The 15,796-nt window shown below is 65.9% G+C and carries 19 protein-coding genes; 4 read left to right on the top strand and 15 right to left on the bottom strand.

What is annotated here, in order from left to right:
- Window positions 1–47: 47 nt before the first annotated feature.
- From AC2FAN_RS08615 to AC2FAN_RS08585, 7 genes are all read right to left on the bottom strand, one after another.
- Complete coding sequence (locus tag AC2FAN_RS08615; RefSeq protein ID WP_442864863.1) at window positions 48–1,310, bottom strand: CpaE/TadZ family protein; 1,263 nt, start codon at window positions 1,308–1,310, stop codon at window positions 48–50.
- Window positions 1,310–2,056 carry a CpaD family pilus assembly protein gene (locus AC2FAN_RS08610; protein WP_485173738.1) on the bottom strand — a complete coding sequence of 249 codons (747 nt, stop codon included), beginning with the start codon at window positions 2,054–2,056 and terminating at the stop codon, window positions 1,310–1,312. The genes AC2FAN_RS08615 and AC2FAN_RS08610 overlap by 1 nt, the downstream gene beginning before the upstream one ends.
- A 39-nt stretch (window positions 2,057–2,095) precedes the next feature.
- Window positions 2,096–3,538, bottom strand: coding sequence for a type II and III secretion system protein family protein (locus tag AC2FAN_RS08605; RefSeq protein WP_265051255.1), 1,443 nt, complete (start codon window positions 3,536–3,538; stop codon window positions 2,096–2,098).
- Window positions 3,535–4,314 (bottom strand): Flp pilus assembly protein CpaB, encoded by a 780-nt coding sequence (gene cpaB, locus AC2FAN_RS08600; RefSeq protein ID WP_265051256.1) that lies wholly within the window; start codon window positions 4,312–4,314, stop codon window positions 3,535–3,537. Before cpaB ends, AC2FAN_RS08605 begins: the two co-directional genes overlap by 4 nt.
- A 124-nt stretch (window positions 4,315–4,438) precedes the next feature.
- Window positions 4,439–4,951, bottom strand: a complete 513-nt coding sequence (locus AC2FAN_RS08595; RefSeq protein WP_476806618.1) for an A24 family peptidase — start codon at window positions 4,949–4,951, stop codon at window positions 4,439–4,441.
- A gap of 168 nt (window positions 4,952–5,119) precedes the next feature.
- A complete protein-coding gene (locus AC2FAN_RS08590) occupies window positions 5,120–5,293 on the bottom strand; it encodes a Flp family type IVb pilin (protein ID WP_265051258.1) in 174 nt (57 codons plus the stop codon).
- A gap of 310 nt (window positions 5,294–5,603) precedes the next feature.
- Window positions 5,604–5,777, bottom strand: coding sequence for a hypothetical protein (locus tag AC2FAN_RS08585; RefSeq protein ID WP_476806619.1), 174 nt, complete (start codon window positions 5,775–5,777; stop codon window positions 5,604–5,606).
- Here AC2FAN_RS08585 and AC2FAN_RS08580 point away from each other — a divergent pair.
- The 3 genes from AC2FAN_RS08580 to AC2FAN_RS08570 all read left to right on the top strand — a co-directional run bounded on the left by AC2FAN_RS08580 (window position 5,776) and on the right by AC2FAN_RS08570 (window position 7,700).
- The gene (locus AC2FAN_RS08580) at window positions 5,776–6,219 is read left to right on the top strand and encodes a pilus assembly protein N-terminal domain-containing protein (protein ID WP_265054970.1); all 444 of its coding nucleotides are present in this window, start codon (window positions 5,776–5,778) and stop codon (window positions 6,217–6,219) included. The two genes, AC2FAN_RS08585 and AC2FAN_RS08580, sit on opposite strands and share 2 nt — an antisense overlap.
- A 234-nt stretch (window positions 6,220–6,453) precedes the next feature.
- On the top strand, window positions 6,454–7,080 hold the full coding sequence (locus AC2FAN_RS08575; RefSeq protein WP_485173404.1) for a TadE/TadG family type IV pilus assembly protein: 627 nt from the start codon (window positions 6,454–6,456) through the stop codon (window positions 7,078–7,080).
- Window positions 7,081–7,154: 74 nt separating this feature from the next.
- Window positions 7,155–7,700 carry a TadE/TadG family type IV pilus assembly protein gene (locus tag AC2FAN_RS08570; protein ID WP_485173403.1) on the top strand — a complete coding sequence of 182 codons (546 nt, stop codon included), beginning with the start codon at window positions 7,155–7,157 and terminating at the stop codon, window positions 7,698–7,700.
- A 49-nt stretch (window positions 7,701–7,749) separates the two neighbouring features.
- On the opposite strand, the gene AC2FAN_RS08565 is transcribed toward AC2FAN_RS08570, so the two are convergent.
- Window positions 7,750–8,244, bottom strand: a complete 495-nt coding sequence (locus AC2FAN_RS08565) for a retropepsin-like aspartic protease family protein (RefSeq protein ID WP_485173402.1) — start codon at window positions 8,242–8,244, stop codon at window positions 7,750–7,752.
- 220 nt (window positions 8,245–8,464) lie between these two features.
- Window positions 8,465–9,361 (bottom strand): 2-dehydro-3-deoxygalactonokinase, encoded by an 897-nt coding sequence (locus AC2FAN_RS08560; RefSeq protein WP_485173401.1) that lies wholly within the window; start codon window positions 9,359–9,361, stop codon window positions 8,465–8,467.
- A gap of 130 nt (window positions 9,362–9,491) precedes the next feature.
- Here AC2FAN_RS08560 and AC2FAN_RS08555 point away from each other — a divergent pair, with 130 nt between their 5' ends.
- Window positions 9,492–10,376: an aldose epimerase family protein gene (locus tag AC2FAN_RS08555; protein WP_265051263.1), complete on the top strand. Its 885-nt coding sequence runs from the start codon at window positions 9,492–9,494 to the stop codon at window positions 10,374–10,376.
- Between the two features lie 15 nt (window positions 10,377–10,391).
- On the opposite strand, the gene AC2FAN_RS08550 is transcribed toward AC2FAN_RS08555, so the two are convergent.
- The 6 genes from AC2FAN_RS08550 to trpA form a co-directional block, all read right to left on the bottom strand.
- Entirely contained in the window at window positions 10,392–11,096 is a 705-nt protein-coding gene (locus AC2FAN_RS08550) for a L,D-transpeptidase (RefSeq protein ID WP_485173400.1), read from the bottom strand.
- A 132-nt stretch (window positions 11,097–11,228) separates the two neighbouring features.
- On the bottom strand, window positions 11,229–12,071 hold the full coding sequence (locus tag AC2FAN_RS08545) for an aldo/keto reductase (protein WP_485173399.1): 843 nt from the start codon (window positions 12,069–12,071) through the stop codon (window positions 11,229–11,231).
- 18 nt (window positions 12,072–12,089) lie between these two features.
- The gene (locus tag AC2FAN_RS08540) at window positions 12,090–12,512 is read right to left on the bottom strand and encodes a hypothetical protein (protein WP_265051266.1); all 423 of its coding nucleotides are present in this window, start codon (window positions 12,510–12,512) and stop codon (window positions 12,090–12,092) included.
- 41 nt (window positions 12,513–12,553) lie between these two features.
- Window positions 12,554–13,876, bottom strand: a complete 1,323-nt coding sequence (locus tag AC2FAN_RS08535) for a bifunctional folylpolyglutamate synthase/dihydrofolate synthase (RefSeq protein WP_265051267.1) — start codon at window positions 13,874–13,876, stop codon at window positions 12,554–12,556.
- Between the two features lie 29 nt (window positions 13,877–13,905).
- Window positions 13,906–14,805: an acetyl-CoA carboxylase, carboxyltransferase subunit beta gene (gene accD / locus AC2FAN_RS08530; RefSeq protein WP_265051268.1), complete on the bottom strand. Its 900-nt coding sequence runs from the start codon at window positions 14,803–14,805 to the stop codon at window positions 13,906–13,908.
- 116 nt (window positions 14,806–14,921) lie between these two features.
- Window positions 14,922–15,767, bottom strand: a complete 846-nt coding sequence (trpA, locus tag AC2FAN_RS08525; RefSeq protein WP_485173398.1) for a tryptophan synthase subunit alpha — start codon at window positions 15,765–15,767, stop codon at window positions 14,922–14,924.
- Window positions 15,768–15,796: the final 29 nt, after the last annotated feature.

The following is a 15,796-nucleotide window of genomic DNA, read 5'->3' as shown; positions in this document are numbered from 1 at the left end:
CTGGCCTGATCTCCCGGCTGGCTTTCCGTCTGGCCGGTCCACCGTCATCAAGAGGCCTTGCGGCGTTTCAGCTTCGAGACGAGCGGCTCGAACAGGCTGCGCCGGCTGCGCTTGGCTTCGCCGCGGCCGGTCAGCGCGCTTGCGATCTGCGTGAAAGCTTCGCTCGCCTTGCTGCCCGCCTGGACCTCGGCGATCATCTGGCCGTTGTTGGCGGCCGTGCCGAAGAGCTGCGCGTCGAAGGGGATCGTGCAGAGAACGTCGATGCCGAGTGCCTTGGCGAACTCGCTGGCATTGATCTCCGGCCGCTTGGGCACGCCGACCTTGTTCAGCACGAGACGGGCGACCGCATCGTTGGGCCGGGTGGCGCGGGACAGATCGACGATGTTCTTGGCGTTGCGCAGGGATGCGAGCTCTGGCTCGGCCACCACCACGATCTCGTCGGCGCTGATGAGAGTCCGCTTGACCCAGCTGCTCCACTGGTGCGGCACGTCGAGGACGATGCAGGGGACGCTGGCGCGCAGCAGCTCCAGCAACTGCTCCAGGGCGTCTTCGTCAAGATCGATGGTCCGGTCGAGGACCGCCGGCGCCGCGAGGAGGGCGAGATTGTCGCTGCAGCGCGACAGGAGCCTGTCGAGCAGGTTGGCGTCGAGGCGCTCGGGCGCGAACACCGCTTCCGCGATCCCCTGGGGCGGATCTTGATTGAAGTTGAGACCGGCCGTGCCCCAGGCGATGTCGAGATCGACGACCACCGTGGAGGCATCGAGATTGCGCGCGATCGCCCAAGACATGTTGTGTGCGATGGTCGAGGAGCCGACACCGCCCTTGGCGCCGACCACCGCGATGACCCGGCCGAGATTGCGCGCTTCCGGCGTGATATAGAGCTCTGAGAGCGTGCGCAGCAGATCGAGCGTCCCAAGCGGTGCGATCAGGTATTCGCTGATGCCGCGGCGCAGCAGGTCGCGATAGAGCTGCACGTCGTTGACATGGCCGATCACCACGACCTTCGTGCCGGGATCGCAGCTTTCCGACAGCATATCGAGATGCGCGATCAGGGTCGCCGGGTCCGACACGGTCTCGACCACGATGACGTTCGGCGTCGGTGCCGTTCGGAAGGTCTCGACGGCTGCGGCTGGTCCGCCCATCTGGATGCGGGCATGGGTCTTGTCCATGCGCCGGTCGGCGACCGCCGCCTGCATCGTCGCGGCGACGGCCGGTGTCTCGCAAAAGGCCTGCAGCGTGATGCGCGGCAGCGGCGCGATGGTCTCTTCGTTCGCCTCGGGCGCCGGTGTTTCGTTCGTCATGGGCTGCATTAGCTGCCGCCTCCCACCGTCGCATTGATCTGTGGTGTCTGCTGGCGATACTGCGTCGAGGGATCCTTGCCTTCGCGAATCTTGGCGATGGCACCCATACGCTTGACGATGTCGGGGCGGCCTTCGTCGCGAGCCCTGACCAGGTCGATTGGATCCGCGACCTGGGCCGCCAGCGTGGCCTGAGAAGAACAGCCGAGGTTCCAGTATGGCTCGTTGGATGCCGAGAACTTGAAGTCGGAGCTGCCGAGATCGGTCGGCCACTGCCCGCACTGGTGCGGCACGACGGCCTGGAGCGACGCGAAGCTGAGGCGGATCGGCGACGCGAGGCCTGGATCCTGGATTGGATAGCTGCGAACGCTCAGAGCATTCGGCGATACGCCATTGCGGGCCAAGGTCGCGCGGATACCGCTGAGCGTGTCATGCGTCGCCCCCTCGCGGCGCGAGCCCTTTGGAACCTCCGCGACGAGGCCGCCCTTTCCGGACCTCCGGTATTCCCGGGCGAAACCCGCGACATCCTCGGCCTGACGGCTGTCGAGCGAGCCCCCTGCGCGGCCGACGAAGACGTCGAGCGAGCGGGGCGCATCGCGCAGCACGATCGGATGTCGTTCCCGGGTATCCACTGGCGCAATGGAAGGCGGATCTGCCTGCGCGCCCTTGCCGGCGCATCCGCCGGCGAGCGCACCGAAAGCCAATGCAAAGGCCAGAAGGCGCGGGGCGATGGCTCTCTCCTGGAAGGGAACCGTCATGGTCGGGCGATCCATCATGATGCTATCCATTCGGTTCGCTTAGTCGGCAATGAAGCCGACGCGGCCCTTGTACGCCTGTGGGATCGGGCCGCCGCCGCTGCCGTAGAGCTTGTTGAGGCGTCCGAGCAGGATGGCCTGGGCATCGTGGGATTCCACGAAGCCGTCATCGGGGCGCTGGACCTCGTTCGGCTGCATCGGCTTGGCGATGTAGGGAGTGGCCGTGATCATCAGCTCGGTTTCCTCGCGCTGATAGTCGCGCGAGCGGAACAGCACCCCGATGATCGGCAGGTTCATGAGCCCAGGTAGGCCGTTGAGCGATGACTTGGAGACGCGCTGGATCAGGCCTGCGGTGGCCAGCGTGCCACCGGATGGCAATTCAACGGTCGTGTCGGATTTGCGCACGCGGAACGCCGGGACAGTGACGGTGGGCTGGCCGGCTCCGCCCTGGAGCACGATCTGGTTCTCGAAGTCGAGCTCGGTGACCTCGGTCGCGATGCGCATGCTGATCTTGTTGGCCGAGAGCACGATCGGCGTGAAGTTGAGGGCGACGCCGATCGGCTTGTATTGGACGCCAAGCGTGCAGACGGCCTTGGCCGGGTCACAGGTATAGCCGGTCGGAACAGGGACTTCGCCACCTGCCGTGAACTTGGCGCTCTCGCCGGAGATCGCGGTGACGTTTGGTTCGGCCAGGACGCGGGCGAGGCCCGCCCGCTCGAGGGCTCGCAGGGTGAAGTTCTGCGAATTGCCGATGCCGGCTCCGATCGCCGTGGCGGATAGCGCCTGAGGAGACAGCGAAAAGGGGTTGTCGATGCTCGGCGTGATCGAGAACTTGCCCAGCTTCCACTCGCCGGTCGAGTTGATGCCGAGCTGCTTGATCGCCTTGCGCGAGACCTCGGACACCGTCACCTTGACCATGACCTGGTCGCGGTCGCGGATCGTCAGCGAGTTGATGACGGCGCCCTTGGAGGCGTTCTTGTCGGAGACTCCGACGAAGGCATTGGCGATGTCGACGGCCTGCGTCGCTTCGGACGCGTTGGGCACGGTCCCGACCAGTAGGATCGAGTCGCCTGCGGGCTTGATCTCGATCTGCGAATTCGGCAGCGCGGTGCGTAGCGTCTGGCGCAGGACATTGAGGTCCCGCCCGACATTGATCTCGAGGGCGGTGATCTGGCGGCCGTCGCCGTCCATCACGAACATCGAGGTCGCCCCGTCGGCGATGCCGATGATGAAAAGCTTGCGTGCGGTCCGGACCACCGCATTTGCGACCTTCGGGTTCGCGACGAACACTTCCTTGGCGTCTCGTGGCAGTTCGACGATCAGAGAACGGCCGATCGAAAGGTCGAGCTTGCGTGAAATCGCGTGCTCGCTCGCGCCGACATTGAGCACCGGAGCGGCATCTCTGCCGGTCGACTGTGCGTTGGCGCTGCCGGCCAGCAGAACGAGCGCGAGAGCCGTCGCGAGGCGAAGAGAGCATCTGGTCATGGCTTCACGCTCTTCGAGGTGACACCGTAGCGCACCAGGGTCATGGAATTGTCGGCCGAGGCTGGCGGTGCCGGTTCATTCGCGTCCTTCAGGCTGCGCAGCGCCAGCGAGAGCGTCCCGGTCTTCTGCGCCTGGATCAGGATCTCGACCTGCCCGGGATCGACTTCGAGCGTCGCGGTCTCGCCGACCACGACCTTCTCGCCGTTGCGCTCCTGCACGTTCTGGCCGATCGCCAGAGTCCTGATGTTGCGCAAGATGGTTTCGCTGACCTGGGCTTCGCCGCGACCGGAGGTGGATTCGCCGCGCCAGGTGGAGACAACGTCGACGCGATCGTTGGGAAGGATGAAACCGCCTGCGGTACTGGCGCCGCGGCTATCGGTGCTGATGGCCACCGCGCGCATTCCGGACGGCAACACGGCCGAGAGGAAGCCTGTCCCGTCGGTCCTGATCAGCTTCTCGCGCCGGATTGGCTCGGCACCGAGAATGGCGTAGCGCGCCAACTGGCCGATGATCTCCTTCTCGGCTTCGGGCGCTTCATCCTTGCGGATGATTCCGTTCGGCACGCTGGCCAGCGGCCAGTTCAGCCAGCGCAGATCGTTGGCCGCTACTGTGTTGCCGATCGGGATGTCGGTTGCCGCGACGAGCACGGGCACGGTTGGCGCCTGCTCGACCTTGGCCACCGGCGCCGGAGCCTGCGACGGCTGCTGCACGAGGAGAGCGGCGCCCAGGCCCGCGGCCAGTGCGATCACGAGAATGATGATGCGTGCGGGACTCATCGGCGTCCGATCCTCAGCCAGGCGGAGCCGGCTCATGTCCTGGATCGTCGTCGTGAAACGTCAACTTATGGTTAATCGGACGTATATTTTTTGATGAGGTATGACGTAAGGTCGCCGTATGCCGTCAGACGCCGACTGCGGCGCGCCAGATTGCGGTCTCCGGCAGGATGAGCAAGGCGGTGAAGGCGAGAGCGATGCCGTAGGGAACGCCCTCCTTCGGCGCGTGCAGGCGCTGTGCCCAGCCCCAGTTGGCAGCCATCGAAGGAAGAGGATGCGAGCGCAAATGCAAGATCAGCAGCGTCAGCAATCCGCCGGCGAAGCTGGAAAAGACGAGATACGGCATCAACTCGTCGAAGCCGAACCACAGGGCAGTCGCTGCCGCGAGCTTGGCATCGCCCCCGCCGATCCAGCCCGCGGCGAATAGGCCGAAGGCGCCGACGAGCACCAGCATGCCGGCTGCCAGATGCCAGGCGATGTCGTTGAGGCTGAGGCCCAGCAGCGCGGCGCAAAGCGCGAAGGAAATGACCAGGGAGAGGCAAAGCCGGTTCGAGATCGTCATCGAGACGAGATCGCTCGCTGCGGCATAGGCCATGGCGAAAGGAAACACACCAAGCATAATAATCAGTGGGAGTGACATGGGCTGGTCCGATCCGAGCGAGGGTGTGACAGTCGCACGCAGGCCTCACCAAAGCCTTACGAAAACGGCGGGAATGGTCGGAGAAGTGTAAAAACGGCAGAACGCCCCGGCCATGCCGGGGCGTTCTCGGATGCGCTCGGCAACCCTGAGGGCCGCCTGTGAGAATCCTCAGGACTTCTTGATGAGGCCGCTTTCGACTTCCTGGAACCGCGCCTTCAGATTGCTGCCGATGGTCGTCCAGGTAGCGATACAAACGACGGCGATCAGGGCGGCGATCAGGCCGTACTCGATGGCGGTGGCGCCGGACTCGTCCTTGACGAAGCGAGCGAAAAGATTGGTCATGCTGAAACTCCTTACACCACGGTTTGACGGCTGCCTTCGCTCTGAAGCGGCTTCGGTCAGCGACAGGAACGACATTAGCCCGCCCCTCTTGCCGATCAGTTAAAGTGATCAAAGAATTGGGCGCTTTGAGATGATGTTTTCGCCGTGGTTAACGCCCAATTTAAAGGACGAATAGAAAGGGATTCATGCAATAAGCAAGAATTAATCTAGGTTTTTGTCGGTAAATAAGATATTTAACCGATACTGCATTCACGTTTTAGTTTGATATCAATGATCGCCCAACGAGATTTTTGGAAGGCATTCCGCTTCGTTAGGCGGAGAAAAGATCGATGAAGTCGCTGCCGTCATCGTTTTTAAGACTTGGTTCATCATTTTGCGCTTGTCTGGTGACATCGCAGAGCTTGAGGCCCGCCATGTCGACCAACCACACGCCGGAAAGGTGCCGTCGTTCCGCGCCTTGGCTGGTCGCCATGGTCTTCGTCATGGCCTGCTCGACCAGCGGTCCGGCGACGGCTGCGCCGCAGGAGAGCCAGGCCGAAAGCGTGATGGTCCTGGTTGATCATGCCAAGGTCGTGCGCTTGCCCGAGAAGGCGCAGACGGTCATCGTCGGCAATCCGGCCATCGCGGACGTGGCCGTGCAGCGCAATGGTGTCATGGTGGTCACCGGCAAGAGCTTCGGCGTGACCAACCTGATCGCATTGGACGGAACGGGCACGCTTCTGGCCGAGTCGCTGGTTCGCGTCGGCGCGGCGTCCGAGGCGGTGCTGACGGTGCAGCGGGGCATGGAGCGCGAGAGCTATTCCTGCACGCCCGTATGCCAGCCTGCTGCGCAGCTTGGTGACGCCCAGAAGTATTTCGGCGAAGTTGGAGGCCAGGCGTCGGCCCGCAACGCTCAGGCAACCGGCAATGGTGCCGCGCCCAAATAGTTGGCGTTAGCCCAACGCCAAGTGCAAGTAGTTCGTCGGAAAGCCTGGCCGTTCGATCGCGGCCGATCCTATTAGGTGTTGACGCGCGCGTAGGCGCGGGCGTGCTCGGAAGTGCTCAAGGTAAATAAAATCTTTGCCTTGCAGGCGGTGGCAGCGAAACACCCCTAACCGATCGGCAATTGTTTTGGCTTAGATATCAGCTGGTCGGAGCGACAGGCTCGGCGAGGCCAGCGAATGTTTGATCCTATGGCACCAGCGGAGCAGACCGGCACAACAGCCGGGCGGAAGGGCCGCGGCCGGCGTTCCATCATCAGGCGCTTCCAGCGTTCCGAGAACGGGGCGACGGCGATCGAGTTCGGCTTCGTTGCGTTGCCCTTCTTCATGCTGACGTGGGCTATCATCGAGACGGGGCTGATGTTCTGGACCAATCAGGTCCTGGAGGAATCGCTGTCGCAGGCGTCGCGCGCGCTGTTGACCGGCGAGTCGCGCAGCCGCTACTCGTCCAGCACTGCCTCAGTCAATGCAGCCGCATTCCGCGACGACGTCTGTGCGCGGGCGCCGATGAAACTCATCGACTGCACCAAGCTGGCTATTGATGTCAGCACCTATAGCGACTTCTCGGGGGCGAGTTCCGGTACGGCCAGCAGCAATCCTCTTGCGGGCGGCAATCTCGATACGAGCAGCTTCTCTTACCGCCAGCCCGACACCGGTCAGATCGTCGTCGTGCGGGCGGTGCTCGACTACAAGCTGCTTCTCACGAGCTGGGCGTCGAAGGATCTCGCCAACATAGGCGGCGCGGGTTCCGGTCGGCGCGGCCTCGTTGCAAGCATGACCTTCCGGGCGGAGCCGTTCGTCCCATGATGCGATCCGGAGCGACGATGAAACTCAAGAGCGTCTTCAGCCTGTGGCGCCGTTTCCGCGACGCCTCTGACGGCGTGGCGGCCATCGAGGCCGCGATCGTGCTTCCCGTGATGGCGATCGCCTATATCGGATTGGTCAACCTCTCGCAGATGGTCATGATCAATCGCAAGGTCACCCAGCTGACTTCATCTCTGAGCGATCTTACGGCGCGCCTCCAGACGATTCCGACGGCGGAAATCACCAACATCTTCAAAGCGTCTGAAACGGTCCTGCTTCCCTACGACGCCAGTAAGGTCAAGATGGTCATCGCCAGTATCGTCATCGATGCCAACCGCATCGGCAAGGTCTGCTGGTCGAGCAGCTATCCGGAGGGTACCGCCGCACCCAAGCGCGGCGACACCGTGACCGTGCCCGAAAGTGCGCGGATCGCCAGCACCTCGGTAATCTTGGCGCGAGCGAGCTACGAATTCACGCCGTTGATCGGGAACGGCCTTTTCAGCAAGGTCACGCTCGGCGACAATCCGATCTATACGCGGCCGCGCAATGGCAAGGCGGATGGCGATAACAGCATCGAGCAGATCGTGCGCGCCGACGTGAAGGGTTGCCCCAAGTTCACCTGAGCGGGGCGAGACACGTTCGGGACCCGTTGCCGGCCTCGGCCGCCGCCTTTCAACCCCGCAGCACCATTCGCCCCGTCTGGACCTCGTAGCCCTGCAGCTTGCTGAGGAACGAGTTGCCCAGCAGGCTCATCGAGAGGGCGCGCTCGGGCAGCACGACGGCGTCGACATTGCGCACGACGATGTCGCCGAGCCGGATTTCGCGCAGCACCGTGCGATAGCCCGTGACGGTGCCGTTTGCCGTGCTCAGCATCATCTTGCGCGCATTGGTGTCCGACTTGATGCCCAGCGCCTGGGCATCGGCCGCGGTCAGCGCGACGATGCTGGCGCCTGTGTCAACCATCATCTTGATCCGGTAGTTCTCGACGCTCGGATGAACGATGTAGTGCCCCCGATAATCGGCGGATACGGCGAGCGTCACGGGCTGGCGCGGCCCAGGGATGGGCCTTTCCGCTGAGGCGACGGCTACCACCGGCGCCGCGCCTTCACTGCGTTGCGCGAGCCATTGCGTATAACCGAGCGAGCCGACAATGGCGAAGCCGGCCATGCCCAGCGCCCATATAGAGGGATGCGATGTCACGGCCTTCCCCAGCCTGATCCAGGCCGTCATCATCGGGCCGGTCCCCTGACGAAGGGTGAAGAGGGTCTCCGCGATTGTCTGCAACGGCGGCGCACCAGACGCAGATCGTCTGCAGGCTTAATCCACGCTTACCAGCATGTCGTTCTGCCAGCCCGTGTCGCTGCCGCAATCGGGCAGGCGAGAGCGATTACCCGGTGAGTCCGTCCGCGAGACGCCTGATGCCGGCGATGAAGGCGTCCTCGGGTGTTGTAAGCCTGACCGTAAGGCCTGCCGCTTCCAGCGCGGCGCCATAGCTCTCGGCCAACGCACCGTCGGCGACGAGGTGGATCTCTTCCCGCCGCCCGAACAGCGACTGCGCTCCTGAGATCTCCTGCCCGACCAGCAGCGCCGATAGATAGGGACCGACCTCGCCGCCGCGCATCCGGCCGGCAAGGACCTCGGTGCGGGCGGCGAAAGCGGTGTTGAGCAGGCCGCCGGTACGTTGTGCGCCTGCCCGGCCGCGAGTCGCTCCGTTTGAAGCATCCTCACCCGACGGTTCCTCCGCGAGGCGGCCCAGGATCGAGCCGTTACGCAGCAGTCCGTAGACCTCTCCGGTCATGAAGCTGGCGAAGCGGACGATGCGCCCGTCCCTGATCTCGGCCCATTTCGAATGGGTTCCCGGCAGGCAGGCGATGCCGTTTTCCAGGCCGAGCCCGACGATCAGCGTCTCCTCGCCGCGCATCACGTCGAAGGCGCCCTCGTCGCAGCTCAGGCCCGGCAGGATGGTGGCCGTGGTGTGATCGTCGAGCGCTGCGCGGATCGAAGCTGCCGCGATCTCGTCAGGAGAGGCCGGGCAGGCGACATAGGGCGCCTCGATCCAGCCATTGCGGCTGCCGACCATGCCGGCGAGCACGATGGCCGCATCGGGCGCGGCGCGCCGGAAATCGCCAGCCAGCGTCTCGAATGCGGCGGGATAGCCGCCAGCCGGCACGGACTGGATGCCCTGATCGGCGATGCGCCGCTGCAGCACCGCGCCCGTTTCCGAGATCAGGAAGGCGCGCGCGCGGGTCGTACCCCAGTCGAGCGCGATCAAAGGTTTGGGCATGGCAGACTCCGGCAATGGCGCGCGACTGTCACTGCCGTACCGGACATGGTCAAGGCGCGCCGGCTTGTGCCCGCCCTGCAATCGCGGCAACGCTGCGGTTCGACGGGAACGAACGAATCGGACGAGCGCGATGCTGCAACTGCAAGCCGGCGGCCTGGAAGCCGTGGTCATACCGGAGATCGGGGGCATCGTCTCGCGGCTCGTCTGGACCGGCCCGGATGGGCGCCGGCATGATGTGCTGCATCCGCCGGCTGATCGGACGGCCTCGACCGCTTCTCCGAACTTCTTCGGCAGCTGGGCGATGCTGCCCTTCGCCAACCGGGCCTTCGGAAGCGTGGTGGACGACGGCGAAACCCGTTTTCAGGTTCCCGCCAACGATCCGTCAGGCACCATCCATGGCTTCGGCTGGCAGGCCGCCTGGGAGGTTCTGCGGTATGACCGCGGTCATACCGTCATCGAGCATCGGCGCATCGACGGTCCCGACCGCTATCGCTACCGTGCCCGGCAGGAAGTCATACTGGACGAAGCCGGTATGACCATTCGCCTGTCGATCACGAACGAGGCCGAGACGGCGCTACCGTTCGGGATCGGCCATCATCCCTGGTTTCCGTGCGCGGCCGATACGCGCCTGACCATGCGGGCAGCCGGCGCGCTGGTCTTCGGCGAAGCCTTTCGGGCGATCGGGCAGGAAGCTTTCACCCAGGGCGGCCCTTACGCCGATGCGCGGCCGTTCCGCTCCGATACGGTGACGGCCTGGAGCTTTTTCGACTGGGACGGCAGCGCTCGGATCGAGACGCCCTCGACCGGCCTCGCCATCACGCTGACGGCGAGCGACAGCCTGAACTGCCCGGTGGTCTGGTCGCCACCCGGGGCCGACTTCCTCTGCGTCGAGCCGCAGAGCCACGCCATCGGCGCGCCGAGCGAGCCGGCCGCGCGGGCGGCCGCGCCGCTGAAGCGGCTGGCGCCCGGTGAGACGCTGGAAGGCTGGCTCAGGATCGCGCCGGAAGCGATCTAGCGTCTGACGTCGATCTCAGCGCCAGCCATAGCCATAGCCGCTCGGGTAATAGGGCTGGTAGCCATAGGCATTAGCCGGCAGCGCGGGCCGCAGCAGGATCTGGCCGCGCGCCGCTTCCCAGCCATTGGACCGCCCTTGCTGGGCGATCGTGCTGTCCTGATGCCGCGGCTTGGCCTTGGCGATCTGTGCCTTGGTGCCGCTGCTGTTCGCGATCTTGTGCTTGGTCGGTGCTGTGTTGGCAAACCTGGCCTTCGAGCCGCCGGACGCCTTGGCGAAGCGCGAGAGATTGTCGGTCGCGGCCCCGTTCAGCGCGATCCGGGTCTGGCCGGCGCCATGCTTCTTCACCAGCGCAAACAGCTTGGCGGCATTGGCGGGGTGCAGGCGGATGCAGCCATGAGAGGCCGGGCGGCCGAGCGCGCCGACGGCCGTCGTGCCATGGATCGCGTAGCCGCCGCGGAAGAACACAGCGTAGGGCATCGCGCCGCCATATTTGCGCGAATACCAGTTCTTTTCGAGCCGGGTCGGGCGGTACTGGCCGTTCGGCGAGCGGAACCCCTTGCGGCCGGAGGAGATCTTCCAGTCGTAGATTTCACCGTCGGTGGTGGCGACCGTCATCCGCTGGGCGGCGATGTCCACTCTCACATCGACGCCGGCTTGCGCCTTGGCGGCGCCGAAGACGGACATGAACAAAACGGCCAGGATGCCGAGAACACGACGCATCGCCCAAACTCCGAAGACGCAACTGCTGAGCGGGCGTTGGTGAGGCTCTGACGGCCGTCGCCCTTGACTCTAGGAAAGCGCGGGCGCCGCGGCCTGTAAAGCGCGAAGGTGGATCGTGGTTTCCAGCGCAGATCAAATCATCGGCAACGCATGGGGCTTGCGGCCGAGCGGGAAGGCGGCGTCGATCCGCGCGATCTCGGTTTCCGAGAGGGCAAGACGCAGCGCCCCGGCATTGTCCTCGACATGGCCGACCTTGCCCGCTTTCGGGATCGCGAAGAGGCTCGCACGCCGCGTCAGGAAGGCGAGCGCGACCTGCCGGGGAGACGCGTCATGCGCCGCGGCGATCTCGGCGAGGATCTTGCCCTGCGCGCTGCCGGGGGCCGGAAAGTCGTCGTGCCCGAAGGGGCTGTAGGCGGTGACGGCGATGCCGTTGCGCTCGCACCACGGGATCACCGCATGCTCTATGGCCCGCTCGCGCAGATGGTAGAGCACCTGGTTGCAGGCGATCCTGCCTTTGCCGGCAGCCGCCAGCGCCTCGTCGAGATCGTCCTCGTCGAAATTGCTGACGCCCCAGGACAGGATCTTGCCCTCCTGCTTCAGCGCCTCGAAGGCGGCGAAGGTCTCGGCCAGCGGATGTGGCCCGCGCCAGTGCAGCAGGTAGCAGTCGAGCCGGTCGGTCCTCAGATGCTTCAGCGAGCGCTCGCAGGCGGCGCGAGCGCTCTGCCGCGAGGCGTTGTGCGGCAGTACCTTCGAGACGAGGAAGACCTCGTCGCGTCGCCCAGTGATGGCTTCGCCGATCAGCGCCTCGGAGCGGCCGTCGCCATACATCTCGGCAGTGTCGATATGGCCAAGTCCGAGATCGAGCCCGCGCCGGAACGCGGCAATGGCCTCGCGCCGGTCGCCCTGCTCGCTGTACCAGCTGCCCTGGCCGATCGCGGATACGGCCGGCCCGCCGGCTCCGAAGTTGCGTTGCATGCCGCTCTCCCCGTCGTCTCAGTCGACCTCGACCTTGAACTGCGCATGCCGGATCTCGCCGTCGCTGTAGCGCACACGCACTCCGAAGCGGTCCGGTCCACGATAGTTCCGGCGTGACGTGTATTCGAAGGCGAGCGAGGGGCCGATCTTGCCGTCGCAGTGCTGATGGTCGCCGGGCCCGTATTCGGCCTTGGCGTTCCGCTTGGCCATGCGCACCTTGCCGTGCCGGGGCGGCTCGGTCAGGACGGCCGTGGGCGGCTTCACCGGCCGGCAGCTTGTGTCCATCGTCATATAGGTCTGCTGCAGGAAAGTCGGCTTGCCGGCCGCGACGCGCTCGGCGCCTTCGGCTGCCGGCGGGGCTGGATCACCGGAGGTGACGCAGCCGCCGAGCATTCCGCACATCAGCGTCGCGGCGAGAACGGTCAGTCCGGGAACTGGCATGGCTTTCCCCGCCTCCATGATCGTATTCCGCCGGCCGCTGTTCAGGTCGGCGGCGTGCCGTTGGCCGAGAGCACCTCGCCGGCGAGATAAAGCGAGCCGCAGATCAGGATGCGCGGCGGCGCCGGCCAGTCGCGGCCCGCGATCGTCCGCAGCGCCTGCTCGACCGAGCCTGAAACCTCCGCAGCAAGACCGGCATTGCGGGCCGCTTCGGCCACCTCTTCCGCCGGGCGTGCGGCCAGCGAGTTCTGGATCGGCACGGCATAGAGCGCCTGCGCCAGCCCCTTGAAATGGCCGAGCGTCGCGGCGGCGTCCTTGGTCGAGAGCAGGCCCGCGATCATCACCAAAGGCGCAGGGTTGCGGTCGGCGAGATCGGCCATGGCCTGGGCCAGCACGCGTCCGCCATCCGGGTTGTGGCCGCCATCGAGCCAGAGTTCGGCCCGCTCGGGCATGATCCCGACGAGGTGCCCGCGAGCCAGCCGCTGCAGCCGCGCCGGCCAGTCGGCGTTGCGCATGCCCTCCTCGAAGGCGCGCGCCGGCAGGCCGCCATAGCCGGCCGCCCGCAGCGCCGCGATCGCGGTGCCGGCATTGATGTGCTGATGGCGCCCGGCCAGGCGCGGCAGCGGGAGGTCGAGCAGTCCGTCGCCATCCTCGTAGACCAGCCGCCCGCCGGCCTCGTGGACGTTGAAATCCTGCGCGCCGATCAAGATTTTCGAGGCGCCGACGCGCTCGGCCGTGGCTTCGAGCACCGCCGTCGGCTCCGGCTCCTGCGGGGCGATCACCGCCGGCGCGCCCCGCTTGAAGATGCCGGCCTTCTCGGCCGCGATCTTGGTCACGGTGTCGCCGAGATACTCGGCATGGTCGAGCGAGACCGGCGTCACCACGGTGCAGGCGGGATGGGCGATGACATTGGTCGCGTCGAAGCGGCCGCCGAGCCCGACTTCGAGCAGCACGACATCCGCTTCATGCTCTGAAAACAGCAGCACGGCCGCCGCAGCCGTGATCTCGAAGAAGGTGATGGCATCGCCGGCATTGATGCGCTCGCAGCGCTCCAACGCTTCGACCAGCACCGCCTCGTCGACGAAACGGCCGCCGCCGGGCGCGCCGATGCGGATGCGCTCGTGGAAACGCACCAGATGCGGCGAGGTGTAGACATGGACGCGCAGGCCCGCCGCCTCGAGGATCGCCCGCATGAAGGCGATGGTCGAGCCCTTGCCGTTGGTGCCGGCGACATGGATCACCGGCGGCAGGCGTTTATGCGGGTCGCCGAGCCGCTCCAGCAGGGTCAGGATGCGGCCGAGCGAGAGGTCGATCAGCTTGGGGTGCAGCGCCATGAAGCGCGCAAGCAGCGTGTCGGAAGACCCCATGATGTGACGGCCCCCAGCCGCAAACGACCTCAGACCGCCTCGACCACCGGGCGTGCGGCCACCGCGACTTCTTCCTTCACAGGTGGCTGCTTGGTCAGCAGGCGGCCGAGCCGGGCCAGCGTCTCGGGGATCTCGCGGCGGTGGACGACCATGTCGACCATACCGTGGTCCTTGAGATATTCGGAGCGCTGGAAGCCTTCCGGCAGCTTCTCGCGGATCGTCTGCTCGATCACGCGCGGGCCGGCGAAGCCGATCAGCGCGCCCGGCTCGGCGATGTGGATGTCGCCCAGCATGGCGTAGGAGGCGGTGACGCCGCCGGTCGTCGGGTTCGTCAGCACAACGAAATAGGGCAGGCCGGCCGCGCGCAGGCGCCGCACCGCCACCGTGGTGCGCGGCAGCTGCATCAGCGAGAGGATGCCCTCTTGCATGCGCGCGCCGCCGGACGCCGCGAAGACGACATAGGGCGTCTTCTTCTCGAGCGCGGTCTCGGCGCCCTTGACGAAGGCTTCGCCGGCGGCCATGCCGAGCGAGCCGCCCATGAAGTGGAAATCCTGAGCCGCCAGCGTCATCGGCAGGCCCTTGACCCGGCCGTAGCCGATCTTGAAGGCATCCTGTGCGCCGGTCTTGGCGCGGGCGTCCTTCAGCCGGTCGACATAGCGCTTCTCGTCGCGGAACTTGAGCGGATCGACCGGCACCTCCGGCAGGGCGACGTCGAGCCACTTGCCGTCGTCGAAGGTCAGGCGCAGTCGCTCCGGCGCGGTGACACGCATATGGTGCTCGGAGCCGGGGATGACGTAGCCATTGGCCTCGACATCCTTGTGGAAGACCATCTGCCCGGAATCCGGGCACTTGATCCAGAGGTTCTCGGGGCTCTCGCGCTTGAACAGCGTCTTGATGCGCGGGCGGACGACTTCGGAAATCCAGTTCATCGGACGATTCCCTGATGGGCTTGCGGCGGGGGCTTTCTAGGCCTTGGCGCCGTCACGCCTGAAATAGGTCGGGCCTGCCGAAGGGCAAGCGACGCGACCCTTGAATGAAACCGGCCTCAGGCCGCCTTGGCCGCAGAGCGGATGCCCTGCGCGAGTTCGCTGACCAGCGAGGTGACAGCCGAAACCGTCTTTTCCGTGGCCTTGCCCTCGCTGTCGAGCGAAAGCCGGACGCGCTCGACCAGCGCAGAGCCGACGACGACGCCGTCCGCGCCCTTGGCGATGGTGGCGGCGTCGGCGGCCGTCTTGACGCCGAAGCCGACGGCGACCGGCAGGTCGGTGTGGCGCTTGATCCGAGCGACCGCGCTGCCGACCGCGCCGTAATCGGCGATGGCGCCGCCGGTCACGCCGGTCACCGAGACGTAGTAGACGAAGCCGGAGGTGTTCTGCAGCACCTTGGGCAGGCGCTTGTCGTCGGTCGTGGGCGTGGCCAGCCGGATGAAGCTGACGCCGGCCTTCAGCGCCGGCAGGCAGAGCTCCTCGTCCTCTTCCGGCGGCAGGTCGACGACGATCAGGCCGTCGATGCCGACCCGGCGCGCGTCGGCGAGGAAGGCTTCGACGCCATAGGCGTAGATCGGGTTGTAATAGCCCATCAGCACGATCGGCGTGTCATGGCCGGCCTTGCGGAAGGTTTCGACCATGGCGAGCGTCTTGCGCAGCGTCTGGCCGGCTTTGAGCGCGCGCTGTCCGGCAAGCTGGACAGGAATGCCGTCCGCCATCGGGTCGGTGAAGGGCACGCCGAGCTCGATCAGGTCGGCACCGGCTCCGGGCAGGGCCGCGAGGATCGCGCTTCCCGTCTCGAAATCGGGATCGCCGGCGGTGACGAATGTCACCAGCGCCGCCCGGCCCTCGCGGGCGCAGGCCTGGAAGCGGTTCTGGATGCGGGTCTGGCCAGTCTCTGTCATGCGCCAGCGGTTAGCATGATGAGCGCGGG

It is taken from the genome of Allobosea sp. RIT-PG3_2 (assembly GCF_057321085.1).
Note: the sequence above shows the minus strand (reverse complement) of the source record. Positions and strands in the feature narration are given on the sequence as shown.